The 25,903-nt window shown below is 65.6% G+C and carries 27 protein-coding genes; 15 read left to right on the forward strand and 12 right to left on the reverse strand.

Annotation, left to right across the window (positions count from 1 at the left end; translation table 11 throughout):
• Window positions 1-45 precede the first annotated feature (45 nt).
• The 9 genes from NDB2M1_RS13980 (at window position 46) to NDB2M1_RS14020 (ending at window position 9,594) form a co-directional block, all read left to right on the forward strand.
• Complete coding sequence (locus NDB2M1_RS13980; RefSeq protein WP_054122652.1) at window positions 46-324, forward strand: DUF6489 family protein; 279 nt, start codon at window positions 46-48, stop codon at window positions 322-324.
• Window positions 325-337: 13 nt separating this feature from the next.
• On the forward strand, window positions 338-1,633 hold the full coding sequence (gene mnmE / locus NDB2M1_RS13985) for a tRNA uridine-5-carboxymethylaminomethyl(34) synthesis GTPase MnmE (RefSeq protein WP_072383149.1): 1,296 nt from the start codon (window positions 338-340) through the stop codon (window positions 1,631-1,633).
• A 72-nt stretch (window positions 1,634-1,705) separates the two neighbouring features.
• Window positions 1,706-3,553, forward strand: a complete 1,848-nt coding sequence (gene mnmG / locus NDB2M1_RS13990) for a tRNA uridine-5-carboxymethylaminomethyl(34) synthesis enzyme MnmG (protein ID WP_072383274.1) — start codon at window positions 1,706-1,708, stop codon at window positions 3,551-3,553.
• A gap of 56 nt (window positions 3,554-3,609) precedes the next feature.
• On the forward strand, window positions 3,610-4,230 hold the full coding sequence (gene rsmG, locus NDB2M1_RS13995) for a 16S rRNA (guanine(527)-N(7))-methyltransferase RsmG (protein ID WP_371328206.1): 621 nt from the start codon (window positions 3,610-3,612) through the stop codon (window positions 4,228-4,230).
• Window positions 4,227-5,003: a ParA family protein gene (locus NDB2M1_RS14000; protein ID WP_072383153.1), complete on the forward strand. Its 777-nt coding sequence runs from the start codon at window positions 4,227-4,229 to the stop codon at window positions 5,001-5,003. Before rsmG ends, NDB2M1_RS14000 begins: the two co-directional genes overlap by 4 nt.
• A complete protein-coding gene (locus tag NDB2M1_RS14005; protein WP_072383155.1) occupies window positions 5,000-5,938 on the forward strand; it encodes a ParB/RepB/Spo0J family partition protein in 939 nt (312 codons plus the stop codon). Before NDB2M1_RS14000 ends, NDB2M1_RS14005 begins: the two co-directional genes overlap by 4 nt.
• Window positions 5,939-6,054: 116 nt before the next feature.
• Window positions 6,055-7,209, forward strand: a complete 1,155-nt coding sequence (locus NDB2M1_RS14010) for an acyl-CoA dehydrogenase family protein (RefSeq protein WP_054122657.1) — start codon at window positions 6,055-6,057, stop codon at window positions 7,207-7,209.
• Between the two features lie 130 nt (window positions 7,210-7,339).
• Complete coding sequence (locus tag NDB2M1_RS14015; RefSeq protein ID WP_072383157.1) at window positions 7,340-8,305, forward strand: CAP domain-containing protein; 966 nt, start codon at window positions 7,340-7,342, stop codon at window positions 8,303-8,305.
• A 437-nt stretch (window positions 8,306-8,742) separates the two neighbouring features.
• Window positions 8,743-9,594, forward strand: coding sequence for a M48 family metalloprotease (locus NDB2M1_RS14020; RefSeq protein WP_143146762.1), 852 nt, complete (start codon window positions 8,743-8,745; stop codon window positions 9,592-9,594).
• A gap of 6 nt (window positions 9,595-9,600) precedes the next feature.
• On the opposite strand, the gene NDB2M1_RS14025 is transcribed toward NDB2M1_RS14020, so the two are convergent.
• Window positions 9,601-10,428 (reverse strand): glycine zipper 2TM domain-containing protein, encoded by an 828-nt coding sequence (locus tag NDB2M1_RS14025; RefSeq protein WP_072383161.1) that lies wholly within the window; start codon window positions 10,426-10,428, stop codon window positions 9,601-9,603.
• Window positions 10,429-10,561: 133 nt separating this feature from the next.
• Window positions 10,562-11,044: a GAF domain-containing protein gene (locus NDB2M1_RS14030; protein ID WP_054122661.1), complete on the reverse strand. Its 483-nt coding sequence runs from the start codon at window positions 11,042-11,044 to the stop codon at window positions 10,562-10,564.
• Between the two features lie 76 nt (window positions 11,045-11,120).
• Here NDB2M1_RS14030 and NDB2M1_RS14035 point away from each other — a divergent pair, with 76 nt between their 5' ends.
• On the forward strand, window positions 11,121-12,584 hold the full coding sequence (locus NDB2M1_RS14035) for a PQQ-dependent sugar dehydrogenase (protein ID WP_072383164.1): 1,464 nt from the start codon (window positions 11,121-11,123) through the stop codon (window positions 12,582-12,584).
• Here the strand turns inward: NDB2M1_RS14035 and NDB2M1_RS14040 are convergent.
• Together NDB2M1_RS14040 and NDB2M1_RS14045 are read right to left on the reverse strand one after the other, a co-directional pair.
• Window positions 12,581-13,396, reverse strand: coding sequence for an ATP-binding protein (locus NDB2M1_RS14040; protein WP_054122663.1), 816 nt, complete (start codon window positions 13,394-13,396; stop codon window positions 12,581-12,583). The two genes, NDB2M1_RS14035 and NDB2M1_RS14040, sit on opposite strands and share 4 nt — an antisense overlap.
• Window positions 13,393-15,114: an acyl-CoA dehydrogenase gene (locus tag NDB2M1_RS14045; RefSeq protein WP_054122664.1), complete on the reverse strand. Its 1,722-nt coding sequence runs from the start codon at window positions 15,112-15,114 to the stop codon at window positions 13,393-13,395. The genes NDB2M1_RS14040 and NDB2M1_RS14045 overlap by 4 nt, the downstream gene beginning before the upstream one ends.
• A gap of 47 nt (window positions 15,115-15,161) precedes the next feature.
• Between NDB2M1_RS14045 and NDB2M1_RS14050 the strand changes: the two genes are divergently transcribed.
• A complete protein-coding gene (locus NDB2M1_RS14050) occupies window positions 15,162-16,115 on the forward strand; it encodes an L-threonylcarbamoyladenylate synthase (protein ID WP_072383166.1) in 954 nt (317 codons plus the stop codon).
• On the opposite strand, the gene NDB2M1_RS22085 is transcribed toward NDB2M1_RS14050, so the two are convergent.
• The 8 genes from NDB2M1_RS22085 to NDB2M1_RS14085 form a co-directional block, all read right to left on the reverse strand.
• Complete coding sequence (locus NDB2M1_RS22085) at window positions 16,112-16,351, reverse strand: hypothetical protein (RefSeq protein ID WP_143146763.1); 240 nt, start codon at window positions 16,349-16,351, stop codon at window positions 16,112-16,114. The genes NDB2M1_RS14050 and NDB2M1_RS22085 overlap by 4 nt on opposite strands.
• A 73-nt stretch (window positions 16,352-16,424) precedes the next feature.
• The gene (locus NDB2M1_RS14055) at window positions 16,425-17,165 is read right to left on the reverse strand and encodes a head GIN domain-containing protein (RefSeq protein WP_083554861.1); all 741 of its coding nucleotides are present in this window, start codon (window positions 17,163-17,165) and stop codon (window positions 16,425-16,427) included.
• Window positions 17,166-17,348: 183 nt separating this feature from the next.
• Complete coding sequence (locus NDB2M1_RS14060; RefSeq protein ID WP_054122667.1) at window positions 17,349-17,873, reverse strand: CarD family transcriptional regulator; 525 nt, start codon at window positions 17,871-17,873, stop codon at window positions 17,349-17,351.
• Window positions 17,874-18,181: 308 nt separating this feature from the next.
• Window positions 18,182-18,520 carry a ferredoxin FdxA gene (fdxA, locus tag NDB2M1_RS14065; protein WP_054122668.1) on the reverse strand — a complete coding sequence of 113 codons (339 nt, stop codon included), beginning with the start codon at window positions 18,518-18,520 and terminating at the stop codon, window positions 18,182-18,184.
• Window positions 18,521-18,540: 20 nt separating this feature from the next.
• Complete coding sequence (locus tag NDB2M1_RS14070; RefSeq protein WP_054122669.1) at window positions 18,541-18,858, reverse strand: RNA-binding S4 domain-containing protein; 318 nt, start codon at window positions 18,856-18,858, stop codon at window positions 18,541-18,543.
• Entirely contained in the window at window positions 18,858-21,407 is a 2,550-nt protein-coding gene (locus NDB2M1_RS14075) for a helicase-related protein (RefSeq protein ID WP_072383167.1), read from the reverse strand. The genes NDB2M1_RS14070 and NDB2M1_RS14075 overlap by 1 nt, the downstream gene beginning before the upstream one ends.
• 102 nt (window positions 21,408-21,509) lie before the next feature.
• On the reverse strand, window positions 21,510-21,854 hold the full coding sequence (gene rpoZ / locus NDB2M1_RS14080) for a DNA-directed RNA polymerase subunit omega (RefSeq protein ID WP_054122671.1): 345 nt from the start codon (window positions 21,852-21,854) through the stop codon (window positions 21,510-21,512).
• A gap of 95 nt (window positions 21,855-21,949) precedes the next feature.
• Complete coding sequence (locus NDB2M1_RS14085; protein WP_054122672.1) at window positions 21,950-23,473, reverse strand: replicative DNA helicase; 1,524 nt, start codon at window positions 23,471-23,473, stop codon at window positions 21,950-21,952.
• Between the two features lie 171 nt (window positions 23,474-23,644).
• On the opposite strand from NDB2M1_RS14085, the gene NDB2M1_RS14090 reads away from it, so the two are divergent.
• The 4 genes from NDB2M1_RS14090 to dcd are packed head-to-tail and all read left to right on the forward strand — an operon-like array spanning window position 23,645 to window position 25,890.
• The gene (locus NDB2M1_RS14090; RefSeq protein WP_072383169.1) at window positions 23,645-24,127 is read left to right on the forward strand and encodes a UPF0262 family protein; all 483 of its coding nucleotides are present in this window, start codon (window positions 23,645-23,647) and stop codon (window positions 24,125-24,127) included.
• 22 nt (window positions 24,128-24,149) lie between these two features.
• Complete coding sequence (locus NDB2M1_RS14095) at window positions 24,150-24,848, forward strand: glycoside hydrolase family 25 protein (protein WP_143146764.1); 699 nt, start codon at window positions 24,150-24,152, stop codon at window positions 24,846-24,848.
• Window positions 24,845-25,297 (forward strand): cytidine deaminase, encoded by a 453-nt coding sequence (locus NDB2M1_RS14100; protein WP_072383171.1) that lies wholly within the window; start codon window positions 24,845-24,847, stop codon window positions 25,295-25,297. Before NDB2M1_RS14095 ends, NDB2M1_RS14100 begins: the two co-directional genes overlap by 4 nt.
• Window positions 25,298-25,335: 38 nt before the next feature.
• Window positions 25,336-25,890: a dCTP deaminase gene (dcd, locus tag NDB2M1_RS14105; protein ID WP_054122675.1), complete on the forward strand. Its 555-nt coding sequence runs from the start codon at window positions 25,336-25,338 to the stop codon at window positions 25,888-25,890.
• Window positions 25,891-25,903: the final 13 nt, after the last annotated feature.

Below are 25,903 nucleotides of genomic sequence, written 5' to 3' on the forward strand. Positions count from 1 at the left end.
AAGAGCACATGACAGTGTCGCTGCGGCAAAGTGAGAGGTGTGCCCATGAAGGTCAACGTCGAGGTGGAATGCACGCCGGAGGAGGCGCGCCGCTTTCTGGGCTTGCCCGATGTGACGCGCGCCAATGACGTCTATGTCGATGCGATCGCCAAGGCGATGCAGGGCATGAACAGCGTCGACCAGCTGCAAGGCTTTGCCAAGCAGATCGCGCCGATGGGCGAGATGGGCCTCAAGCTGTTCCAGCAGTTCGTGGAGCAGGGCGCGGGTGCCGCGATGGCCGGGTTCAAGGCGGGCGCATCCGGAAGCGACAAACCCAAGACCTGAGCAGTCCCGCGCTGTGACGGATACGATTTTCGCGCTGTCATCCGGCGCGCCCCCGGCTGCGATTGGAGTGATCCGCATCAGCGGTCCTGCCGCAGGTTCCGCGCTCGAGAGGCTTGCCGGCAAGCTCCCTGTCCCCCGCCGCGCAGTTCTTGCGGTGCTGCGCGATGCTGAAGGTGTGGTGCTTGATCGTGCCGTGGCGCTGTGGCTGCCTGGCCCCGGTACGGCGACAGGTGAGGACAGCGCCGAACTGCATCTTCATGGCGGGCGCGCGGTGGTCGCGGCTGTCGAGGCCGCGCTTGGGGTGCTGCCGGGACTGCGCCGGGCCGAGCCTGGCGAGTTCACCCGCCGTGCCTTCGCCAATGGCCGCATCGACCTTGCCGAGGCCGAGGGGCTGGCAGACCTGCTCTCGGCCGAGACCGAACTGCAACGGCGCGGCGCGTTGGCGATGGCAGGCGGAGCACTGTCGCGGCTCGTGGCGGACTGGCGCACGCGCGTCCTGACGCTCTCTGCCGCAATCGAGGCAGTGCTCGACTTCGCTGGGGATGATGACATCGATGATGACGGAGCAGTGGTGCCGCCGGCGATAACGCAGGGCTGCATGGTGCTGGCGGAGGACCTGTCAGTCTGGCTGGCACGTCCGCGGGCTGAACCGCTACGGGAAGGTTTCCGGGTGGTGCTGGCCGGACCTCCCAACGCCGGAAAATCGACCCTGTTCAATGCTTTGGTTGAAGACGAGGCCGCTATAACCGCGGCCGAACCCGGTACGACGCGCGATGTGCTTGTCCGTGCGGTGGCGATTGGCGGTGTGCCCTTTGCCTTTGTCGATACCGCCGGGCTCCGCGAGGAAGGTGCTGGAGCGATCGAGCAGATCGGCATTGCCCGCGCGCGGGCAGAGGCCGAGCGCGCCGATCTCGTCCTGTGGCTGGGGCCAGAAGGGGAGGGCCCGAAGGACCGAACCCTGTGGGAGATTGCGGCGCAGTGCGATCGAATGGACGTGGCAGAGAAGCGGCAGGCGCAGTTCCGCCTTTCCGCGGTGACGGGCGAGGGGCTGAGTGCACTGCGGCAAGCGCTTGTCGAACATGCCCGCAGTGCGCTGCCTCAGCCCGGTGCAGTCGCGCTCAATGCGCGGCAGCATGGTTTGGTAGCGGACGTGGCCGCAGCCGTTGCCGAGGCAGGGCAGTGCGATGATCCGCTGCTGGCAGCCGAGAATTTGCGACTGGCGCGGGTTGCGCTGGACCGTCTTGTCGGCCGCGCGGGAACCGAAGACATGCTCGACGCACTCTTCTGCCGGTTCTGCATCGGCAAGTGATGTTTCACGTGAAACAGTGACGATGACGGCTCCGCTTTGACGCGGCAGCCCGAATCGCATATCGCGACGCTCATGCACGAGTTCGACATCATTGTGGTCGGCGGCGGACACGCCGGCGTCGAAGCGGCCGCGGTCGCTGCGCGCATGGGCGCACGCACGGCACTGGTGAGCTTCGATCCTGCAATGATCGGCGCGATGTCGTGCAACCCGGCCATCGGTGGACTGGGCAAAGGTCATCTCGTGCGCGAGGTCGATGCCTTCGACGGGCTGATTGCGCGGGCGGCCGATGAGGCGGCCATCCACTACCGCATGCTCAATCGCAGCAAGGGCAGCGCCGTGCAGGGCCCGCGCGTGCAGGCGGATCGGCGGCTGTTTCGGGCAGCGATTCAGCGCATGGTGGCAGCGCAACAGGGACTGACGGTTGTCGCCGGCGAGGCGGCAGCGCTGCGTTTCGAGGGCGGTGCTGTGAGCGGTGTCGACCTTGCTGATGGAACCGCACTCGCTGCGCGTGCTGTGGTGCTGTGTACCGGGACCTTTCTGGGTGGGCGCCTGTTCCGTGGCGAAGAGCGGATGGAAGGCGGTCGTATCGGCGAGTCCGCAGCACACCGGCTGGCGGCGCAATTGCGCGGGGCAGGGCTGCCGATGTCGCGGCTCAAGACGGGGACGCCGCCACGCCTTGATGGACGGACCATCGATTGGTCACGCCTTCCGGTGCAGCCGAGCGATCCCGAGCCTTGGACGATGTCGCCACTCACCAAGACGCGTCCGCAGGCGCAGGTCTTCTGTGCCATCGCGCGGACCAACCAGCGAACCCATGACGCCATTCGCGCCGGGCTCGACCGTTCGCCCCTGTTCAGTGGCGCCATTGATGCGCAAGGTCCGCGATACTGCCCGTCGATCGAGGACAAGATCCACCGCTTCGGCGACCGGGATGGACATCAAGTGTTCCTCGAACCCGAAGGGCTCGACGATCATGTGATCTATCCCAATGGCGTTTCGACGTCATTGCCGACCGATGTGCAGGTCGCGATGATGCGGTCGATGGAAGGGCTCGAGGCGGTCGAAATCCTCGTTCCGGGCTATGCCGTCGAGTATGACCACATCGACCCCCGCGCACTTCGGCGGAGCCTTGAGCTGCGGGACATTCCGGGGCTCTACTGCGCGGGGCAGATCAATGGCACGACAGGCTATGAGGAAGCGGCTGCGCAGGGTCTCATAGCCGGACTGCATGCAGCAGCAGCGGTGCTTGAGCGGGAGGTACCGGCGCTGGATCGGGCCTCGAGCTATATGGCGGTCATGGTTGACGACCTGACGTTGCATGGCGTCTCCGAGCCTTATCGGATGTTGACCGCGCGTGCAGAGTATCGACTGAGGCTGAGGGCGAACAATGCGATGACGCGGTTGACCCCGCTGGGGCTCGCCGCTGGCTGTATCGGGCCGGAGCGGGCGGAATGGTTTGCAGCTCGGGAAGAAGCGCGGGCGCAGATTCTGTCTCAGCTTGAGCAGCCGGTTTTGCCGAGTGAGCTCAAGGCGCACCGCATCGTTGTACGGGGCGACGGCGTGCGCCGTCCGTTGCTCGAGTGGTTGCGCTTTCCGGAAGTGACGTTTGCCGCAATCGCGCCCTGGCTGGGTGGCAATGAGATCGACCCCGACCTTGCCGAGGAAATGGTAGAGGACGCTGCCTACGCACCCTACCTTGCGCGGCAAGAGGCCGAGTTGAAGCAGCTCAGAGCCAGTGACGGTGTGCCGCTCGGCGATCGCTTCCCCTATGCCGAAGTACCTGGCCTTTCGCGCGAGATGGTCGAGCGGCTCGAACGCGCGCAGCCGGACACGCTGGCGGCGGCAGGGCGGGTGCCGGGGATTACGCCTGCAGCGCTGGCGAGTCTGCTGGTTGCCGCGCGGCGGCGGGTAGCCGCATGACGGTTGGGACGGAGGACGCCGCCCGCACTTGGCTGGCGGAGCGGCATGGCGATGCGATGGCGCGTCTTGAAGTCCTTGTCGGAGCGCTGCGTGAGGAAAACGAGAGGCAGAACCTCGTTTCGCGGCCATCGCTCGATGCGGTCTGGCAGCGGCACATCGTGGACAGCGCGCAGCTTCTGCATGTTTCACGTGAAACAGTGCCAGATGGCGCCTGGCTCGATCTCGGCAGTGGAGCCGGGTTTCCCGGGCTGGTTATCGCGGCCCTGCAATCCGAACGGCCTGTTACACTTGTCGATTCGCGGCGGTTGCGGACGGAATGGCTGGCGCGTGCTGCGGCGCTGATGGGGCTTACCAATGTCGAAGTCGTGCTCTCCCGGGTCGAGGATCTGGCTGAGCGGCGTTGGGCGGTGATTTCGGCTCGGGCCTTCGCGCCGTTGGACCGCTTGCTGGATGTGGCTTGGCGCTTTTCCACACCGGATACGCTGTGGCTGTTGCCGAAGGGGGCCAAGGCGCAGCATGAACGGGATGCGCTCGGCGCGGAATGGAATCGCCTGTTTCACGTGGAACAATCGTTGACCGATCCCGCCGCCGGCATCATCGTCGGAAATCTGCAAGGGCGCGCTGATACCGTCCACACCGGAAAGACCACGAAGCACAAGCGAGGTTCAGGCCGATGATCACGATAGCCGTCGCAAATCAAAAAGGCGGGGTGGGCAAGACCACCACGGCGATCAACATTGCCACGGCGCTCGCGGCGACCGGGTGGAAGGTGCTGCTGATCGACCTCGACCCGCAGGGCAATGCTTCAACCGGCATCGGCGTTTCTGCGGGTGAGCGCGAGCGATCGTCCTATGACTTGCTGATCGAGCAGGCGAGCGTGGCTTCGTGCATGATCCCGACGCGAATCCCGGGGCTGGATCTCATTCCGGCGACGGTCGATCTGTCGGGTGCGGAGGTGGAGCTCGTCAGCGAGCAGGACCGCACCAACAAGCTGCGCGCGGCGCTGGCGGAAGATGCGGGGCACGAAATCTGCCTGATCGACTGCCCGCCCTCGCTCGGCCTGCTGACGCTCAACGCGATGACTGCGGCCAATTCGCTGCTGGTGCCGTTGCAGTGCGAGTTCTTCGCGCTCGAAGGACTGAGCCAGCTGCTCCAGACGGTGGAGCGCGTCCAAGAGCGGTTCAATCCCGATCTCGGCATTCTGGGCATCGTGCTGACGATGTATGACCGGCGCAACCGCCTGACCGATCAAGTTGCGGACGACGTGCGCTCGTGCTTGCATGGTCTCGTGTTCGAATCGGTCATTCCGCGCAATGTGCGGCTTTCCGAAGCGCCGAGCCATGGGCTGCCGGCCTTGATCTACGACCATGCCTGCGCTGGATCGCAGGCCTACATGAAGCTGGCGCGCGAGTTGATCGGTCGCCTGCCCGAGCGGAGAATTGCAGCATGAGCGAAGCTGAGGGCGCGGCAGTCAAGGCGGCAAAGCGGCCCGCGCTCGGTCGAGGCCTTGGCGCGCTGCTGGGTGAGACGCGGCGGGAAGAAGCGGTATCGCGTATTTCGGTCTCAGCGCCGGGAGAGGCCGTGGCGAGCGGTCTGGCCTCGCTCTCGGTCGCATCGATCGAGCCGCACCCGGAACAGCCACGGCGGCATTTCGATGAGGATGCGTTGGAAGAACTCGCGCGCTCGATTGCCACACGCGGGGTGATCCAGCCTGTCGTGGTACGGCCGATGGGCGGTGGGCGCTATCAGCTGGTTGCAGGCGAACGCCGCTGGCGCGCGGCGCAGCGGGCGCGGCTGCACGAGATTCCGGCGATTGTCCGCCCGCTTGATGATCGTGAAGTCACTGCGCTGGCGCTGATCGAAAATCTCCAGCGCGAAGATCTCAATCCGATCGAGGAAGCACGGGCCTATCAGCGGCTGTCCGAACAGGATGGACTGACCCAGCAGGAAATCGCCACCTTTGTCGACAAGTCACGCAGCCATGTCGCCAACCTGATGCGGCTGCTCGTACTGCCAAACGAGGTGCTAGACATGGTCGAGCGCGCCGAGTTGTCGATGGGCCACGCCCGCGCGCTGGCCGTCTTGCCCGATCCCGTGCCGTTGGCGCGCGAGACGGTCGCCAAGGGCCATTCGGTGCGCGATATCGAGCGGCTGGCAAAGCGGGCGATGCGGCCAGAATCGGCGCCCCGGCGTGCCCGGGCGGAGCGCGATCCCGCCAGTTCGGCCGACATCGCTGCCGTGCAGACGCATCTCGAGGAGTTTCTCGGCCTCAAGGTCACGATCCAGGCCGATGCCGACCCGCGTACGGGTTCGGTGACCATCCGCTACAAGACGCTCGATCAGCTCGATCTCATTTGCCAGCGGTTGACGGGCGGGGCGATCTAGGTCCGGTTGCCCGGAAGGACAGGAGCCTTAACCGGTCGATTAATTTCGATTGACCGGTCCGGATTGGTTTGCCTATCTTTCAGGGCGATAAGAGATCTGAAACCGGAGAGCCTGCCATGTCGCTCGATCTGATTCCCCGCTCTGCCTACACGCCCGATCACGAGGCGTTCCGTCAGACGGTGCGCCGTTATCTCGAAACCGAAATCGCGCCCCACGCCAACGAATGGGCCGAGGCGGGGATCGTGCCCAAGTCGATCTGGCCCAAGGCGGGCGAGCTCGGGATGCTCTGCCCGACCGTGCCCGAGGAATACGGCGGCCTCGGCCTTGATTTCGGCTACAACGCCATCGTCGATGAAGAAAGCGCCTACTACGGCCGCGTCGCGACCGGGTTCTCGCTCCAGTCCGATATCGTGGTGAACTACCTCGTTTCGTACGGGTCCGAAGAGCAGAAGCGCAAGTGGCTGCCGAAGATGGTGGCGGGCGAAGTCGTCACCGCCATCGCGATGACCGAGCCGGGCACGGGTTCCGACCTGCAGGGCATGCGCACGACGGCCAAAAAGGACGGCAACCACTACGTGATCAACGGGTCGAAGACCTACATCACCAATGGCCAGAACGCCGACCTCATCCTCGTGTGCTGCAAGACCGACACCGAAGTCCAGCCGGCCTGGAAGGGCGTCTCGATCGTGTTGGTCGAAGCCGAGCGCGAAGGCTTCAAGCGCGGGCGCAACCTCGACAAGATCGGTCAGGATGAAGCCGATACGTCGGAGCTGTTCTTCGAGGACGTGCGCGTGCCGATCACCAATTGCCTCGGCGAAGAAGGCAAGGGCTTCATTTACCTGATGAGCGAGCTGCCGCAGGAGCGCCTGTCGATCGCCGTCAGCGCGCAGGCCTCGGCGCAGAAGGCGTTCGACGATACCGTTGCTTTCACCCGTGAGCGCAAGGCATTCGGCAAGCCGGTGCTCGATTTCCAGAACACCCGCTTCACGCTAGCCGACCTCAAGGCCAAGCTGCAGGTCGGCTGGGCGCACCTCGACTGGGCACTTGCCCGTCACCTCAAGCGCGAACTGACCGCCGAGGAAGGCGCAGCTGCCAAGCTGTGGCACACCGAACTGCAGTGGGAAGTGATGGACAAGTGCCTCCAGCTCCACGGCGGCGCCGGCTACATGAACGAGTACGCGATCGCCCGCGCCTGGCGCGGCGCGCGCGTGACGCGCATCTTCGGCGGCACCAACGAAATCATGAAGGAGCTCATCGGGCGCAAGCTCTGAGCCTTGCTCATGACCACCCAGAACTGCTGACACGACTGCCATGCGCACGCGGACAGGACCCATCCTGAACCCGAGGGCGCGTGGTCGTGTTACGGCTGCCTGTCTTGCCTTTTCGCTGCTGTGCGGTGCCATGCCACCAAGCGCGCAGTACGATCCTGATCCTGACGAAGTGATCATCGAGGAAGTTGAGGCGCCGACGACCGCTACGGTCCCTTATCACAGCGCCGTGATGCCGGGCGATTCGCAGGCTTGGGCCAACACTGCAGCCCTCTATACCCAGCCGCCCGATCCCGGCCGATGCTTTCCGGGCGTGCTGCGGCCCGAGACCAAGTACCGCTTCCTCGACGCTTTCAACGCCATGCGCGCGCGGCATGGGCTGGCGCCGGTGCGTTACAACGAGGGTGCCGACCGGGCCGCTGCCGAAGCGGCGCTCATCATGGCGACGAACAATGCGCTGAGCCACGATCCTCCGCCGACGTGGACATGCTGGACCGCCACCGGTGCGGGCGCTGCAGGAAGCTCCAATCTGCTTGGCGGCGTATCATCGCCGTACCTGACCTATGAGGATGACAACGCCATCCTCGCCGAATGGCTGATTGAGGGTGATGGCGACGAGATCGGCCATCGCCGCTGGATGCTCGATCCCTGGCTGGATCAGACTTCGCTGGGCCGCGTCATCACGGTCCTGCCAGGTGGTGTCCGGATGGACTCGGTCGTCATGAAGGTGTTCGACTTTCCCGGGGATACGCAGCGTCGTGGAGGCAAGGCGCGCATTCCAGAATACGTTGCGTGGCCACAAGGCGACTATCCGGCGCAGTTCTTCTCCGCGCACGCCCGTCTCTCGTTCTCGGTGAGCGAAGATCCGGATGCGATGTCCACCGTCGATTTCTCGGACGCCAAGGTTGCCATCAGCGATGGCCGGCAGGCCTTGCCCGTTCGTGATCGGCGCTGGGACAACGAGGGCTATGGCGTGCCCAACTGCCTGTCATGGCGAGTCGATGGACTCGTTCCGGGCCGCACCTATTCGGTTACGATCACCGGCGTGCGAGATGCTCCCCGCGACAGCTACAGCTACACTTTTCGGATCATAAACTAGAATTCGCATTAATTTCCGTTGCTTGGCCTACACAATACCGACTGAAGATCGGTAGATATATGTATTTTGCCTTAGGCACATAGCTTGTATAACTAAGGCAAGATACGAAGCGGGAGTGGGCAGGTGGAACATGCATCGGCACGAGCGCCGTCGAGACCCCGCGTAACCACGCACCACGTCTTCCTGCGCCGCTTTTGGATAGCGCCTCCTATTCTGTCAGTTGATCCCCAATGAAGCGTCGGACCATTGCGATTGTCGCTGCCCTGGGCTTCGGGGCGGCATTGCCGGGGTATGTCTGGGCCCAATCCGCCTCACCACAGAGCACCCAACCTTCAAGCGCTCGTGAGAAGGGCCAATGCGAGCTGGGCAAATAGTGGTCTCAGGCGCGGCTTCACGATTACTGGCCGAGCGAGAGCCATGTGCAGAGCGTTGGCGCCATGGGGTACATGGGCCAGCAGAATGCCTCGCGCGAGGCTGATCTCTCTGAAGCCCGGACTCAGGTAGAGCGCGTGGTGCGCGTCAGCGGTCTAGAGATGAACTTCGAGATGATCGTCGATCCCTCGACCCCGGCCGCAGCGGAGATCATCAACGGGCGGCGTGTTATCCTGTTCGATCCACGTTTCATGGCGCAAGTGGCGGATCGCATCTGCCCGGACTGGGGCGCAATGAGCATCCTCGCGCATGAAGTGGGCCATCATCTGGCCGGCCACACCCTGCGCCAGTCAGCCGAACCGTGGCGCGACGAGCTGGAGGCTGACGAGTTCTCCGGCTTCGTGTTGTCGCGGCTGGGCGCTACGCTGGCGGAGACGACTTCGGCGGCCGCTCGCATCCTGCCCGAGCAGGCGACACCGACGCATCCCGGCCGCAAGGATCGGATCGCGGCGATCGTCCATGGCTGGCAGAATGCCGAAGCGCTGGTCAGCGCTGAACTCACCCAGGCCCGCCACAATCGCGGGCTCGCACCGATGCGCCAGAGCCGCTTCGATCCTGATGGCGAGGGCGAAGGGGCGTCAGACCTTGCGCTGGTTGCACGCATCATCCTCTACGATGACACGAGCGACTACTATATCACCAAGAGCGGGCGGATCGACGCTTATGACGGCACGCGCCGCCCTGTGGGTCGCAAAGCGTTGCCCTCCTCTGCCGACTATGCGTGGACCTTCCAGACCGACGCTACCCGGTTCGATGTCGATTACAACGGTCACGTGCTGATGCGGCTCCCTTCCGGGATCATGCACGAAGTCGGCGTTGTGGTAGCCCTCCTCCCGGGCCCCGCAAGCGGCGAATAGGCCGGTTCAGCTGCCCATCGGCACTCGAACCCGCTTGTCGCGCAGCACCGGGCGGCGCGGCGGGGCGCCGATGTAGCGCTTCTTCACCGGGACATACTCGTAGGAGACCGTGCGTGTTTCAGTGCAGGCACCCTGAGCCGAGGCGACGGCTTGCGGTGCATTCGACGGTACCATGACATAACCCATCGGCGCGCCCGTCATCGGGGGGACATAGCCATAGGACGGGTAGCCATAGGCATAGCCGCCGGCGGGTGCAGCATAGCCGTAGTAGCCGGGAGCCGGTTGCGGCGGCGAATAGGTGCTGAAGAACTCCTCGCATTCCCGCTCGCGCTTCTTGTCGATGGATTTGCCAATGACGCCGCCCGCCACCGCACCGACAGCGGCGCCCGCCACTGTCCCGACCGTACGCTCGCCCGAGGCGACGCGGTTCCCGACGACACCGCCGACGAGGCCGCCGATTACTGCGCCGGTCGTCCCGCTATGACGGTTGGTCACGCCCTGGCACTTGTCGATCATCTCACGGTAGCGCGGATCGCTGTCCGCTGCTGGCGGGGGCGGTGCAACATAGCCCTGCGGGGGGACGTAGCCTTGTGGAGCCGGAACGTAGCCTTGCGGAGGTACAGAACCCTGGGGCGGCGCCATAGGCACCGAGTAGACCGGCACGCTGTAGACCGGCCCACCATAGACCGGATAGCCGCCCGGGAAGACACCGGGATAGGTCGTCTGCCAGCTGCTCTGCACAGGCACCTGCGCCGGCGTTTCATGCGCGAGTGCTGGAACGGCGAGGCTGGAGGCCAGCGCGGTCACCGCGAGGGCACGGAAAAGTCTGGCCATTGTGTTCCCCTGTCAGCATCGGCCGGACCCGCACGGCGCGCGAGAATCCGGGTTAACACGCTGTTTAGCATCCCGCGCCGCGCTGGGCCACGGGGTGCGGCGGCATTGTGCCGAAACGGGGCAGGGGTGGGGGCTAGATGCGGTCCGAAAGCAGGCGGGCCAGCGCTTCGATCCCGGCGGCATCCTCGGCATCGAAGCGGGCGAGCAGCGGGCTGTCGAGATCGATGACGGCAATCACCGCGCCATCACGTAGAACCGGGACGACCAGTTCGGAGCGGCTGGCGGCATCGCACGCGATGTGTCCGGGGAAGGCATGGACATCGGGCACCAGCTGCGTCTCGCCGGAAGCTGCTGCCGCGCCGCACACACCTTGGCCCAGCGCGATGCGGATGCAGGCGGGACGCCCGGCGAAGGGCCCGAGCACGAGTTCGCCGCCGACCATGCGGTAGAACCCCGCCCAGTTGAGATCGGGCAGGAATTCATCGAGCAACGCGGCGCAATTGGCCATGTTCGCCACGGCATCGGGCTCGTCGTGGGTGATCGCGCGGGCCGCGTCGAGGAGATCGGCGTAGAGCGCGGGCTTTGGCTGGCCGGGAACGGGCGTGAAATCGTACATGCGGGGCGCTTAGCAGGCCGGGCGCTTCACCGCGAGGGCCATTGCGGGAAGGCGGCCCGGGTTCTAGACATGGGCCATGTTCACGCTCCGCAAGACCCTGACCGGGCTCGTCATCGTCCTCATCGCGCTTGCTGCCGCTGCTTTCTGGTTGCTGCGCGGCGATTCAGCACAGCTTACGCTCGACAAGACCACCGGGCCCAAGCCTGAACTTGCCGAGGCGGCGCCGCAGTGGTTCCCGACGATCGGCATCGCCAAGCCCATCGGCTGGGCAGCGGGCGAGAAGCCGGTCGCGGCTGAAGGTCTTGTGGTGACGCGCTTTGCCGACCAGCTGGATCACCCGCGTACGCTGACCGTGCTGCCCAACGGCGATGTGCTCGCCGCCGAAACGAATGGTCCGCCGCAGCGCGGCCCGGGCGGGATCACCGGGCTCGTCATGGGCTATCTGTTCTCGGCCGCCGGTGCGGGTGAGGCATCGCCCAACAAGCTCGTCGTCCTGCGTGACAGCAATGGCGACGGCGTGGCCGAACAGCGCTTCGTGATGAGCAATCCGGGGCTGAGTTCACCGTTCGGGATGGTGCTGCACGAGGGCCGGCTCTATGTTGGCAATCACGACGCGGTGGTTTCGTGGCCGTTCACGCCCGGCCAGACCACGCTCGACGGCAAGCCCGAGAAGCTGATGGACCTGCCCGGCGGCGGCAACCACTGGGCGCGCAATCTGGCGCTGAGCCCGGATGGCAAGCTGCTCTACGTCACCGTCGGTTCTGCCTCGAACATCGCCGAGAACGGCCTCGACAAGGAAAAGGGCCGTGCGGCGATCTACGAGTATGACTTCGAGCGAAAGAGCTCGCGCACCTATGCTCAGGGCCTGCGCAATCCCAACGGGCTCGATTTCAATCCGCGCAGCGGCGAGCTGTGGACCACGGTGAACGAGCGCGACATGCTGGGCTCGGACCTCGTGCCCGATTACCTCACCAACGTTCCGCTTGGCGCGCAGTATGGCTGGCCGTGGGTCTACTGGAAGAAGAACATCGACTGGCGCGTCACCGATCCGATGCCGAACGACATGTTCTCCTATGTGCGCAAGCCGGAATACGGTCTCGGTTCGCACGTGGCGCCGCTCGGCCTCGCTTTTGCGAAGGGCGGCAACCTGATGGGTGAACGGTTTGCCAGCGGTGCCTTCGTCGCGCGGCACGGTTCGTGGAACCGCAAGCCGCTTTCCGGCTATGACGTGGTGTTCGTGGCGTTCGACAACAACGGCAATGCCTTGCCACGGCCGCCGGTGCCGGTGCTGACCGGCTTCCTGGCCAAGGACCAGACCACGCACGGCCGCCCCACTTGGGTCGCCTTCGCGAAGGATGGCGCGCTGCTGGTCAGCGACGACACCGGCGGCGTGATCTGGCGCGTCGTAGCGCCGGGCGCGAAGCCGGCGCCTGAGATTGCCGCGATTCCTGCGACGCCAATGCGGCCTGCCCCCAAGCCGGGCACGAAGTTCATCGTCAAGCCGGCGACGGATTCCGACCTGACCAAATCGCAGAATTAAAGACTGCGGCCAGCCCGTCCGGCCAATTCGTTAACATACTGCCACGCGACGCGGCCCGAACGGCCGCCGCGCTGCTTCGACCACGTCAGTGCATCATCTTCGGCGAAGGTGAGGCCGTAGTGCACCGCGTAACCGTGGATGATCGCGAGGTAGTCGTCCTGCGAGCAGGCATGGAAACCAAGCGACAGGCCGAAGCGGTCGGCGAGCGCGAGCCGGTCGTCGACAACATCGCGCGGATTGATTGGATCGTCCTGCTCGGCCATGTGGCGCTCGACGATGGCGCGGCGATTGGACGTGACGGCGAGGCGGACGTTCGCTGGACGGGCCTCGACACCGCCTTCGAGCCAGGAGCGCAGTCGGCGCGCTGAACCGGCATCGCCTGCATCGAAACCCAGATCGTCGAGCAGGATCAGGAAGCGGCGGTCCGCCTTGCGCAATTCGCCCAGCAGCAGGGCGAGGCTTTCATCAGGTGACGCCTGAATCAGCGCGATCCGGCCCGGATGCACATCCTGTGCCGCGCGGATCGCAGCGCGAACCAGCGCCGACTTGCCCATGCCACGCGAACCCCACAGCAGCATGTCGTGCGAGGCCGCACCCGAGGCGAGGCGCAGGACGTTCTCGGCTACTGCCCCCTTTTGTGCATCGACACCCTTGATCAGCGCCAGCGGAGGCGCCTCGAGCGGATCGACCGCGCGCGCACCCGTGCCTGTCCAGACATAGGCGGGATGCGCCAGCCAGTCCGTTGCCGCCGGAGCGGGCGGTGCCAGGCGCTCGAGCGCGGCGGCAATCCGTTCGAGCAAAGGCTCGCTCATCCGGTCAGCGCCTCGCTCTCCAGTTCGAAGTAGAGGGCCGCACCGGCCATCGCCGCTGCCCCGAGCCCACGGGCCTCGGGGACGATGGTGCGGTTGAACACCTTGGTCACCGCGGTCTTCTCCATGCTGCCGGTGGCTCGTGCCTGCCGCGCCAGCTGCCAGCCAGCCACCGCAACCGCACACATGGTAAGGAAGGGGACGCTGCCCGCGAGCTTATCGTCGAGCGTCGCATCGCCGCTGGCCATCCACGAACCGATTGCAGCCGCGTCCTTGGCGAGCGAGGCGACTTCGGGGACGTCCTGCATCTCGGCCGAGATGTCGGCCATCAGCGCCTGCAGCACGCCGCCCTGCTCCATGCCGAGCTTGCGGGTAACGAGATCGGCGGCCTGGATGCCGTTGGTGCCTTCATAGATCGGCGCGATGCGCGCGTCGCGGTAATGCTGCGCGGCGCCGGTTTCCTCGACGAACCCCATGCCGCCGTGAATCTGGATTCCCAAGCTGGCGACTTCACAGCCGACATCGGTGCCCCAGGCCTTGAGCAGCGGTACGAGCAGTTCGGCACGCTGCTGTGCGGCGCGATCACCCAGAAGGCCACGGTCGACTTGTCCCGCGGTGTAATAGAGCAGCGCGCGCGAGCCTTCAGTGAGGGCGCGCATGCGCAGGATCATGCGGCGCACGTCTGGGTGCTCGATGATTGCCACCGGGTTCTTGTCAGGCGAACCGGCGCGGGCGGATTGGATGCGGTCCCGCGCATAGGCTCGAGCCTGCTGCAACGCCCGCTCAGCAATCTGCACGCCCTGGCTGCCGACGTTGATGCGCGCCGAGTTCATCATCGTGAACATGGCCTTGAGGCCTTCGTTCTCATGGCCGACGAGTTCGCCGATGCACTCGGCATTGTCGCCATAGGACATGACACAAGTGGGCGAGACATTGATGCCCAGCTTGTGCTCGATCGACACGGCGCGCAGATCATTGCGCTCACCAAGCGAGCCATCGGCATTCACGTGGTACTTGGGCACGATGAACAGCGAGATGCCGCGCGACCCGGCAGGCGCGCCGGGGGTGCGCGCAAGGACGAGGTGGATCACGTTCTCGGCCAGCTCATGCTCGCCCCAGGTGATGTAGATCTTGGTCCCGGCGATGCGGTACTTGCCGGCGTGGGGGCCTTCCTCGATCTTCACCGCAGTGCTGCGCAGCGCGCCGACGTCGGACCCGGCTTGCGGCTCGGTCAGGTTCATCGTGCCCGACCACGCACCCGAGATAAGCTTGGGCAGGTACATTGCCTTCTGCGCCTCGCTGCCGTGGTGATCGAGCGCCTCGATCGCGCCGACGGTCAGCATCGGCAGCAGCGTGAAGCCCATGTTGGCCGCGCCCAGCGTTTCGAGCACACACGTGGCGAGCGTGAAAGGCAGGCCTTGTCCGCCAAACTCGGCGGGTCCGGCAATGGAATTCCAGCCCTGCTCGACAAATGCCGAATAGGCCTCGGCATAGCCCGTGGGCGAGGACACCACGCCGTCCTTGCAGTGAGCGCCCTCGGTATCGCCGATTCGGTTGAGCGGCGCCCATTCGCCCGCAGCAAACGTGCCGATGCCCTCGGCAATCGCCTCGACCACGTCGGGAGTCGCCGCGCCGTAGCGTTCGTGGGCTGCCAGCTCGTCGATTCCGGCGCAGATGCGCATCGCGAGAAGCTGGTCCTGGGTGGGTGCGGTAAAGCTCATGCGCTGTTTTCCTTGGCAGTCCTCGCTGAGGGCTATAGCGGCAAGCCATGACCACGCAAACGCCTCCAAATGTGCAAGCCGCTGATGCCGAGGGCATTGCGGAGGCTGCGCGCGTGCTGGAAGCGGGCGGGACTGTCGCGGTGCCCACCGAGACCGTCTATGGCCTCGCCGCAAGGGCAGACAGCGATGCGGCGGTGGCGGCGATCTACCGCGCCAAGGGGCGACCCGATTTCAACCCGCTGATTGTCCATGTCCTGGATGTATTTGCGGCGGAGAGGCTGGCGGAGTTCGACAGCCGCGCGCAGGCGCTGGCCGCAGCATTCTGGCCGGGGCCGTTGACCATGGTGCTCCCACGCCGGGCAGATGCGCCGCTGGCTGCCGCCGTGACCGCAGGACTGCCTACGGTAGCAATCAGGGTTCCCACGCATCCGGTGATGCGATCTGTGCTGGCGGCTGCCGGTTTGCCGCTCGCCGCGCCTTCGGCGAACCGGAGCGGCGGCGTAAGCCCGACCAGCGCCGCGCATGTAGCGGCTTCGCTGGGCGCGCGGGCAGACCTCATTCTCGATGGCGGCGTGACACCACAGGGCCTCGAATCGACCATTGTCGCGCTCCGTCCGGGTGGCGGATGGCAGGTGCTACGGCCTGGCCCGGTGACCGAGGCGGACATTGCTGCCGTTCTCGGCGGGTTTGCCGATGTCAGGAGTTCAGCTGAAGCCCGCATCGAAGCGCCGGGACAGCTGGCCAGCCACTACGCGCCGGGCAAGCCGGTGCGGCTTGGTGCCCTGACGGCAGAACCGGACGAGTTTCTGATCGGCTTCGGCGAAGTTGCCGGGGCTGTTTCGCTGTCCTCATCAGGCGATCTCATCGAGGCGGCAGCGCATCTCTATGCCTGTCTGCACCTGGCGGCGGCAGCACCCCAACCCCGTATCGCCGTGGCGCCCATTCCTGACGACGGAATCGGCATTGCCATCAACGACCGACTGCGCCGAGCGGCCGCCTAGCGCTCCTTGCGCAGCAGCGCGATTTCGCCGCTGATCCGATTGGCTTCGGCGCAAGCAGCGGTCTGGCCGCGACTGCACGCCTCGAGCCGCTGGCCGTACTTCCTCTCGAGCTTGGCAATCATTTGCTCGCGCTTGTGTGCGGCCCGGTCAGCCTCGGATGGGCTCGCCGCCCTCGCGGCGCCACCTGCCAGAGCGATCGCGGCAAGAGCGGTGAGCAAGAGCGGATAGCGGGACAAGCGCCGGGCCTTTCGAACGGAGAACCCGGCGCTTATCCCAATTATCCTTGCCCCGCCATGACCGGCGCCGCGCTCACGGCTCGCAGGTCAGCGTGCCCGAACCCATTGCATTGACCTTGCATGTCGCGCGGCCCTTCACCGTCACCGAGCCCGAGCCCATGATATCGGCCTTGACCTGCCCGTCGGAGGCGAAGCGGGTATCGCCCGATCCGGCAATCTCGATCTTGGCTTCCTCGGCAGCCAGCTCTGCCATGTTGGCGGAACCCGAGCCTGCGATCGAAACCTTGAGCGCCTTGGCCTTGCCGCCGGCCTTTAGGTCACCGGAGCCGATAACCTCGACCTTGAGTTCCTGGGTTTCGATCGTGGGCACTTCGATATCGCCCGAACCCGCGATGCTGACAGCCACCGCATCGCCGCGCAGCGCATCGGCGCGCATCGTGCCGGAGCCCGCCATCACCAGGCGGCGGGCAGCGGGAACGGTGACTTCCACTGTGGCAAGATCATCGGAGCCACCGATCTTCCAGCCTTCCCGCCCGATCGCCAGCTTGCCATCCTTGAGCACGAAGCGCAGGCGGTCCTTGGCATCCTGATGGCCGCTGACAGTGATCGCGAGCTTGTCGCCCTGCACCACGTGGACATTGTCGGGGCCGAGCAAGGAGATTTCCTCGGGCGCCGCCTGGGAAAGATCGAGCTGGGCGAGCGGCACACCTTTCATCCCGTTCACTTCCAGCGTGGCGCCATCACATGCGGTGAGCGAAAGCGCGACAGCGGCAGCGGCGATCCCGCCAAGCGTGCGGGCAATATCCTTGATCATGGGGCTCTCCTGAACCTGGTGTGTTATCACCATAACGCACTGGTACGGGAGCCGCCAAGTCATCCGCAGAGTCACATCGGTTGTTTGCCGGATGGTTCGGACATGAAAAAAGGCCGCCGGATCACTCCGGCGGCCCTGTTTTCAGCGCTTCCCCAAAAGCGCAGGCGGTCGAAGCTCGTGGCCTCAGACCGTTTCGTAGTACTTCGGCGCGTGCTCGTTGAGGATCGCGAGGATCTTCTTGAGCGCAGCGGGCTCATCCGTCTTTTCCATGGCGGCGAGTTCACGCGCGAGGCGCGAGGAGGCCGCTTCGAAGATCTGACGTTCCGAGTAGCTCTGTTCCGGCTGGTCGTCGGCGCGGAACAGGTCGCGAGTCACTTCCGCGATCGAGACGAGATCGCCGGAGTTGATCTTCGCTTCGTATTCCTGGGCACGGCGCGACCACATCGTGCGCTTGACCTTGGGCTTGCCCTTAAGGGTATCGAGCGCCTCGCGCAGCGTCTTGTCCGAAGACAGCTTGCGCATGCCGATCGCTTCAACCTTGTTCACGGGCACGCGCAGGGTCATGCGTTCCTTTTCGAAGCGCAGCACATAGAGCTGCAGCTTCATGCCTGCGATTTCCTCGTTTTGCAGTTCCACCACACGGCCGACGCCGTGCTTGGGATAGACGACGTAATCCCCAACATCGAAGGCAAGTGCCTTGGTTGCCATTGCTTATCCTTTCGGCGCAGCAGGGACGAGAGCAAAGCGGGGCGAAATTGCCCCCGGACAGCATTCCGGGCCCCTTTGGGGATAGGTCCGGCAAACGACCGTCTTTAACGCGGTCTAGAAGCACTGCGATCCGTTTGCCGTTTGTCCTGCCTTAGCGTGTTGTCGGCTACCGGGAGGATCGTTCCGCCCAGCGCTTGCGGGCGTATATAGCACCTCTGTCACAAAAATGCCAGAGGTAAGGGCGCCGATCGCCGCCAAAGTGCAGCATTTTCGGGGGGACGCCGGTGGGCGCCCCCTTCACCAAGCGATCAATCGCCTTCGCCAGGCTCGGCCGAAAAGTACTTTTCGAACTTCCCGTCCTCGCCCTTGTGCTCGTCGGCGTCGGCAGGCGCGTCCTTCTTGGTGGTGATGTTCGGCCACTCGGCCGAGTACTTGGCGTTGAGTTCAAGCCACTGCTCGAGGCCGCTCTCGGTGTCGGGCAGGATCGCCTCGGCCGGGCACTCAGGCTCGCACACGCCGCAATCGATGCATTCGCTGGGGTTGATCACCAGCATGTTCTCGCCCTCGTAGAAGCAGTCCACCGGGCAAACCTCGACGCAATCCATGAACTTGCAGCGAATGCAGGCTTCGGTAACGACATAGGTCATGGCAGTGGCAGTCCCTCGGCTTAAGGATGGGCAGGGTTGATTTCCTGACCTGCTAGAGGGGGTGTGGCCGCCGCGTCAAGCACCTCATAACAACCCCTCGCTTCTTCGACAGGGCCGCGGCGCCGGGGAAGCTGCCCGACGGTGATCACCTTGACCCCGCTGCGCAGCGGCAAGACCAGTACATCACCGCAGCGCACCGCGGTGCTGGCGCGTTCGATGCGGCGACCATTGAGACGGATATGACCTTCGGCGACCCAGTCCTGCGCAAGGCTGCGCGAGCCGGCAAAGCGCAGGAACCACAGCAGCTTGTCGATGCGCAAGGAGGCTTCGCCGGCCATCAGCGCATCAGCTCCGCAAGCGCGGCAAAGGCGCCGGTCGGGGGTGGCGGAGGACTCGCCGGGGCGCGTTCGGGCGCGGCGCGTGGTGGGCGCCAGTCCCATAGCGGCGGGGCAGGCGGGCCATGCGCCGCCTCGGCCAGCGCGCGCGCCATATGGACACGGAAGCCGGCGGCGCGGAGCAAAGCGGCATAACCGGCCGTGGCGAGGCCCATCGAGCGGGCGAGCGCAGGGTCGAGCGGATAGCGCTTGGTTGCGGCGCCGATCCGGCAGCGGTGCGCGGCCTGCAGCAGCTTCTCGGCCATATCGACGCGGATCGCCTGTCCGCCGGCACGGCGATATCCGGCGGCCGGCGCCTTCGTTGTCACTACCGGCGGGAGGCTGCCATGCGGTGCCTCCGGAGCACTGCCCTTGAGCGCCGCGAGCTTGCACCACAGCGCCAGCGGACCGGACTTGAGCACGCCGGGCACGAACAGATCGAGCGCGCCGACACGCACCCCAAGCCGCCTGAGGGTATCGCGCTGACGGGGATCGAGCCGGTCGAGGGCGGCCTCCTCGCGCGCCAACACGCCGCCCCCGGCTACCAGCTTGAGCAGAAGTGCGCGCAGGTCAGGCCCGGATTCGGGCGCGCACGCAGCCTCGGCAAGGCGCAGCAGAGGTCCCAGATCGGCCGCGATTCGGCGCGTCAGCCATGATTCGAGCGCAGCGATCAGCACCGGACGCTGGCGCGCGGAAAGCAGGCCCAGCGTCGAGTCGATCCGCAAGCGCGGTTCCAGCACGGACTTGCCGGGTTCCAGCCTCGCGACGACCAGACCATTCCAGGCGAGCGTGCCGTCTTCGATTGTGAGACCTGCAGGCTTGTCCGCCGCCGCAATCAGTTCATCGGCGCGTGAGGAGAGCAGGCCGGGAAGGTGGCGCTCTGCGGCGGCAAGAAGGAGCTTCCGGTCCGCAGCGCGCGCCAGTGGATCGACCACGAAACGGAAGCCCTCAAGGTGCCCGATGGGTTCATCGTCGACCAGCACCGCGCCCGCCTCACTGATTCGCACGGGTAGCAGTGAAGCATCGCCGCCCGCCTTGCGCATCAGCACGGTGGTGCGGCGGTTGACGAAGCGCTCGGTCAGCCGGGCGTGGAGCGCATCGCTGAGACGCGTCTCGACAGCGCGGGCGCGCGCGGCCATTTCCTCGCGCGCGAGCACCCAATCAGGCCGCTGGGTGATGTAGGCCCACGAGCGGACCGCGGCGATGCGGCCTTGCAGGGTATCGATGTCGCCGGAGGGATTGTCCTGCTGCGCGATGGCCTGCGCGACGTAATCCGCACCAAGGTAGCCGTGGCGCAAATCCTGCCAAAGGCGGGCGACGAAACGCGAATGCGTTTCGGAACCCTGCTGGCGGAAGTCAGGCAGCGAGCAGACCTGCCAGAAGCGCTGGACCGAGGCCCGCCCACGCACGGTGCTGGCCACGTCGGGTTCGTCGGCCAGGCGCTTGAGGACCGCGAGGTCGATGGCCAGCGGTGCCGCCGAAAGCTCGGGTTGCGGCGGGGGGCTTTCGAGATCGGCGATCAGAGTCGCGAGACTGTCGAACCGCGGCTCCGCCTCGCGCCAGAACAGGCGGGTGAGCGGTGGGAAACGGTGCTCCTCGATCGCGTAGACTTCTTCGTCGGCGAACTCGGGATCGTGGCCGCCCATCCCGGCCCCAAGACCGGCAAGCGTGCCGAACGTGCCGTCCTTGTGGTGCCGCCCGGCGCGGCCGGCGATCTGCGCCATCTCGGCGGTGGTCAGGCGGCGATGGCGATGGCCGTCATACTTGGAAAGTCCTGCGAAGGCGACATGGCTGACATCGAGGTTCAGACCCATGCCGATGGCGTCGGTCGCGACAAGGTAATCGACCTCGCCTGCCTGATACATCGCGACCTGGGCATTGCGCGTCTGCGGGCTGAGCGCGCCCATCACGACCGCCGCGCCGCCTCGGAACCGGCGCAGCATTTCGGCCATCGCGTAGACCTGCTCTTCGGAGAAGGCGACGATCGCGCTGCGGGGCGGAATGCGGCTCAGCTTCTTCGCGCCGACATGGCTCAAGGTGGAAAAGCGCGGGCGGCTGACGACTTCGACGTTCGGCACCAGCGCCTTGACCATCGGCTCGATGGTGGCCGAGCCGAGCAGCATGGTCTCTTCGCGTCCGCGCGTATGGAGCAGGCGGTCGGTGAAGACGTGGCCGCGTTCGGGATCGGCGGCGAGTTGGGCTTCATCGAGCGCCACAAACGCAAGATTTGGGCGGCTGGGCATCGCTTCGACAGTGCACAGGTGCCAGCGCGCGTTCGGCGGTTCGATGCGCTCCTCGCCGGTGATCAGCGCGACATTGGCCTCGCCCTTGATCTTGCAGACGCGGTCGTAGACCTCGCGCGCCAGCAGGCGCAGCGGAAAGCCGATGGCGCCCGAGGAATGGGCGCAAAGCCGTTCAATGGCGAGGTGTGTCTTGCCCGTGTTGGTCGGGCCGAGCACGGCCTTCACCGCAGGGGCGGTGCGGTCAGCGCGCGAAGGCATGGGGCTGGCCATGCCATGGAATGTGGCAAGGCCGCCTGCGGGGTGCAAGCGGCCTTTGGGGATTTATCCCCCTCTCGCCAGCAAGAGGGGGCGGTCTGCCTCAGACCCCAAAAATCAGCCGTCGTAATCGGCGCCGAGCGAGGTGTTGCGCACCGGAGCCGCAGCGGTGATGCGCAGCGCTTCGGCCGACTGCGAAAGCGAGCCGATTTCGTCCACCTGATCGTCGTCATCGGGCAGCACGCGCTGCATCGACTGGATCAGGTTTTCCTTCAGGACATGAGGGCGCACGGTCTCTTCCGCGATCTCACGCAGGGCGACGACGGGGTTCTTGTCACGATCGCGATCGACGGTCAGTTCCGCACCGCCCGAGATCGCGCGGGCGCGCTCGGCGGCCAGCAGCACGAGATCGAAGCGGTTGGGGATCTTGTCGACGCAATCTTCGACGGTAACGCGCGCCATGCGGGGCACTCCGTGTAAATCTGTGGGAAAGCGCGCCAGCTAGGGTGCGGGGCTGAGAAAGTCAAGAAAATCGGGGTGCGCCTGGCTGGCGCCGCTCATTCATCGTCGAAACCATAGGCCATGTGATCGGGCGCGAGGTCGCTGAACCGGGTAATGCGGGCTTCGAACTTCAAGCGTACCTTGCCGGTCGAGCCGTGGCGCTGCTTGGCGACGATCAGCTCGGCAAGCCCGAACACGCGCTCCATTTCGGCCTGCCACGCGGCATGGGCTTCCTGCACCTTGGCGTCGTCGGAGCCTTGCGGGACTTTCGGCTCGCGCGCTGCCACGTAGTAATCCTCGCGGAACACGAACCACACCATGTCCGCGTCCTGCTCGATCGAGCCCGATTCGCGCAGGTCCGAAAGCATCGGGCGCTTGTCGTCGCGCTGTTCGACCGCGCGGCTGAGCTGCGAGAGCGCGATCACGGGAACGCCGAGTTCCTTGGCCAGCGTCTTGAGGCCGCGGCTGATTTCCGAGATTTCGTTGACGCGGTTGTCGCTGGCGCGGCCCGAGCCTTGGAGCAGTTGCAGGTAGTCGACCACGATCAGGCCGATATCGTGGCGGCGCTTCAGGCGGCGCGCGCGGGTCCGCAGCGCGCCGATGGTGAGCGCGGGCGTGTCATCGATATAGAGCGGCAGCTCGGCGAGGCGCTGGCTGGCGAAGGACAGCTGCTGGAAGTCCTCGCGGCTGATGCGGCCCATGCGCAGCGCTTCGGAGCTGATGCCCGATTGCTCGGCAAGAATACGCGTGGCGAGCTGGTCCGCGCTCATTTCGAGGCTGAAGAAGGCGACCGCCGCGCCGACCGAGTCCTTTACCGAAATGCCGTCCGCGAGATCGCGCCGCAGCCGGTCGGCGGCGTTGAACGCGATATTGGTGACGAGCGATGTCTTGCCCATGCCGGGGCGCCCGGCGAGGATGATGAGGTCGCTGTCGTGGAGGCCGCCGATCTTCTCGTTGACCGAAGTGAGGCCGGTCGTCTTGCCCGAGATATGGCCGCCAGAGAGCAGCGCCTTCTCGATCATCTCGAGCGAAACGCGCGTCGCCGTGCCGAAGCTCTGCGCCTCGTTGCCGGTCTGCGCGCCTTCCGCCACGGCATAGAGCGCTGCTTCGGCCTGCTCGATCTGCTTCAAGGGCGCGACCGTCTCGCTGGTATCCATCGCGCCGGTGACGAGATTGCGCCCCACGGTGATGAGTTCGCGCAGCAACGCGAGGTCGTAGATCTGCTCGGCGAGTTCCTTGGGCGCAAGCAGGCCCTGCCCATCGGCGGTTAGCCGCGCGAGATAAGCGGTGCCGCCAAGCTCCTTGAGGCCTTCATCCGCCTCGAAATAGGGCTTCAAGGTGACCGGGGTGACCACGGCCTTGCGGTCGATCAGCGCCTGGATGCGCTCGTAGACCCGGCCATGGACCGGCGCGTAGAAGTGCTCCGCGCGCAGCGGTGTGGGCAGTTCTTCCAGAATCCGGTTGTCGATCAGCACTGCGCCGAGGAATGCTGCCTCGGCCTCGACGTTCGAGGGAAGCGTGGTGGCAGCGGCCCCGGTGGACTCGGGCTCGCGCAGGGGGATCGGCTGGACATTGGACATGCCCCCCTTGTGGAGGAGCGGGGGGCGGGCGGCAAGCGGCAGACATGCCACGGTGCCTGTGGATAGCGGGGAGAGGGCTGGTGCCGCATCTGTTTCGGCTCGGCCGAAACAGACAAAAAGCTGCGCAAATGGCTTGCCGCCGCCGAATCCGTCTGCAAGACACTGGCCGCCATGGCCGACCCGCGCATTTCGCATATCGAGCTCGACGAAGCGACGATCGTGTGGCGCAATGCCGATATCGAGCAGGAACGCCGCATCGCGATATTCGATCTTATCGAGGAGAACTTCTTCCGCCCGGTGCGCGCAGCAGCCGCAGGCTATGAAGGACCCTATCAGCTGCGGTTGTCGGTGGATGACGGACGGCTGGCACTCGCCATTTCGGCGGAGGATGGCAGCCCGCTCGAGACCATAGTTCTGGGCCTTGGCCGCTTCCGCCGCCCGATCCGCGATTACTTCGCGATCTGCGATTCGTATTACCAGGCTATCCGCCGTGCGACCGCGCAGGAGATCGAGACGATCGACATGGCCCGGCGCGGCGTTCACAACGAAGCGGCAGACCTGCTGCTCGAGCGGCTGGAGGGCAAGATCGAGACCGATTTTGCCACCGCACGGCGGCTGTTCACCCTGATCTGCGTTCTGCATATCAGGGGGTGATCGGCCAGCAGAGCAAACCCCTGTGACCAACACCGCAAAACCGGCGCGTCAGCGCGTGTGGATCCTGCTGGCTGTGCTGTTGCTGGCAGCGGCTGCTGGCGCTATCTGGTGGGAATCGCGGCGCTGGGAGCCGGATCGCGCACGGTTCCCGGTGCAAGGCGCCTGGCTCGATGCGCATGACGGTGCGGTCGAGTGGTCCACGCTCAAGGCGCATGGCGCCGATTTCGTCTATCTCACCGCCAGCGAAGGCGCCGGGCGGCGCGACAAGACGTTCACCGCCGGTCTCGATGCCGCGCGCAAGGCGGGGCTGCAGGTGGGCGCGGTCCATGTCTACGACCTCTGTGCGCCCGCCGATGCGCAGGCGGGCAGCTTCGTGATCGTGGTGCCGCGCGATGACGGCCTGCTGCCGCCTGCCGTGGTGCTTGATCTCGATTCGCGCTCGTGCCCGCAGCCGCCGGGCGAAGCGGCGATGCAGAGCGAGCTGACGACATTCCTCAACCAGATCGAGAAGCATACCGAACGGCCCGCGATCCTGATGCTCTCGCGCTCGTTCGAGAATCGCTATCATCTGGCGGCGCGGCTCGATCGCAATCTGTGGGTGGCGGGTGATTTTCTCGAACCCACTTATGCAGGGAGGCCATGGGTGATGTGGACCGCGACGTCCCGGCTGCGCGTCGCGGGCGCCACGGGCCCGCTGCGCTGGGTAGCGGTGCATCAATGAGCGGGCTTGCTGCCAGCGACGCCGCGATGCTGGCCATGGTTGCGCGCGAGGCTGCCGATGCGGCCTACGCGCCCTATTCCGGCTTCCACGTCGGCGCGGTGCTGCTGTTTGCCGATGGCGCCATCGTGCGCGCGGCGAATGTCGAAAACGCCAGCTACGGCCTCTCGCTCTGCGCCGAGGCCAATGCGGTGGCCAAGGCGATGAACGAGGGACGGCGCGGCGGGCTGGTTGCAGTGGCGATTGCCGGCGGCAAGCCCGATGCCGAAGGCCAGCCTGTGCCTGGACCGGAACCAGTCATGCCCTGCGGACGCTGCCGCCAGATGCTGCACGAACTTGCCGCGCTCGGCGGCACCGATCCGGAAGTAATCGGCGTGGCGGAGGGCGGCCTCACCCGCTTGCCGCTCTCGGCCCTCTTGCCCCATGCATTCGGACCGGCCAATCTGGCCTGAACACCTTTCCTCACCACCCAACCTACCGGAGCGCCGCATTGGCCATTCTTTCCGACAAGTGGATTCGTGATCAGGCGCTGGAACACGGCATGATCGAGCCGTTCGTGGAAAGCCAGCGGCGCGAGGGCTGCATTTCCTATGGCCTCTCGTCCTATGGCTATGACGCGCGGGTGGCGGACGAGTTCAAGATCTTCACCAATATTGATTCGTCGGTGGTCGATCCCAAGGACTTCGATTCCAACTCGTTCGTCGACCGCAAGACCGACGTTTGCGTGATCCCGCCCAATTCCTTCGCGCTCGCCCGCACGGTCGAGTACTTCCGCGTGCCGCGCGATGTGCTGGTGATCTGTCTTGGCAAATCGACGTATGCGCGCTGCGGGATCATCGTGAACGTGACCCCGCTCGAACCGGGCTGGGAAGGCCACGTCACGCTGGAGTTTTCCAACACCACCCCGCTGCCGGCGAAGATCTATGCCAACGAGGGCGCGTGCCAGTTCCTGTTCCTGCAGGGGAACGAACCGTGCGAGGTGAGCTATGCCGACCGTGCGGGCAAATACATGGGCCAGCGCGGGGTGACATTGCCGAGGCTTTGAAGAACAGACCAAC

The organism is Novosphingobium sp. NDB2Meth1 (genome assembly GCF_900117425.1).
In the GTDB taxonomy this organism is placed as follows: domain Bacteria; phylum Pseudomonadota; class Alphaproteobacteria; order Sphingomonadales; family Sphingomonadaceae; genus Novosphingobium.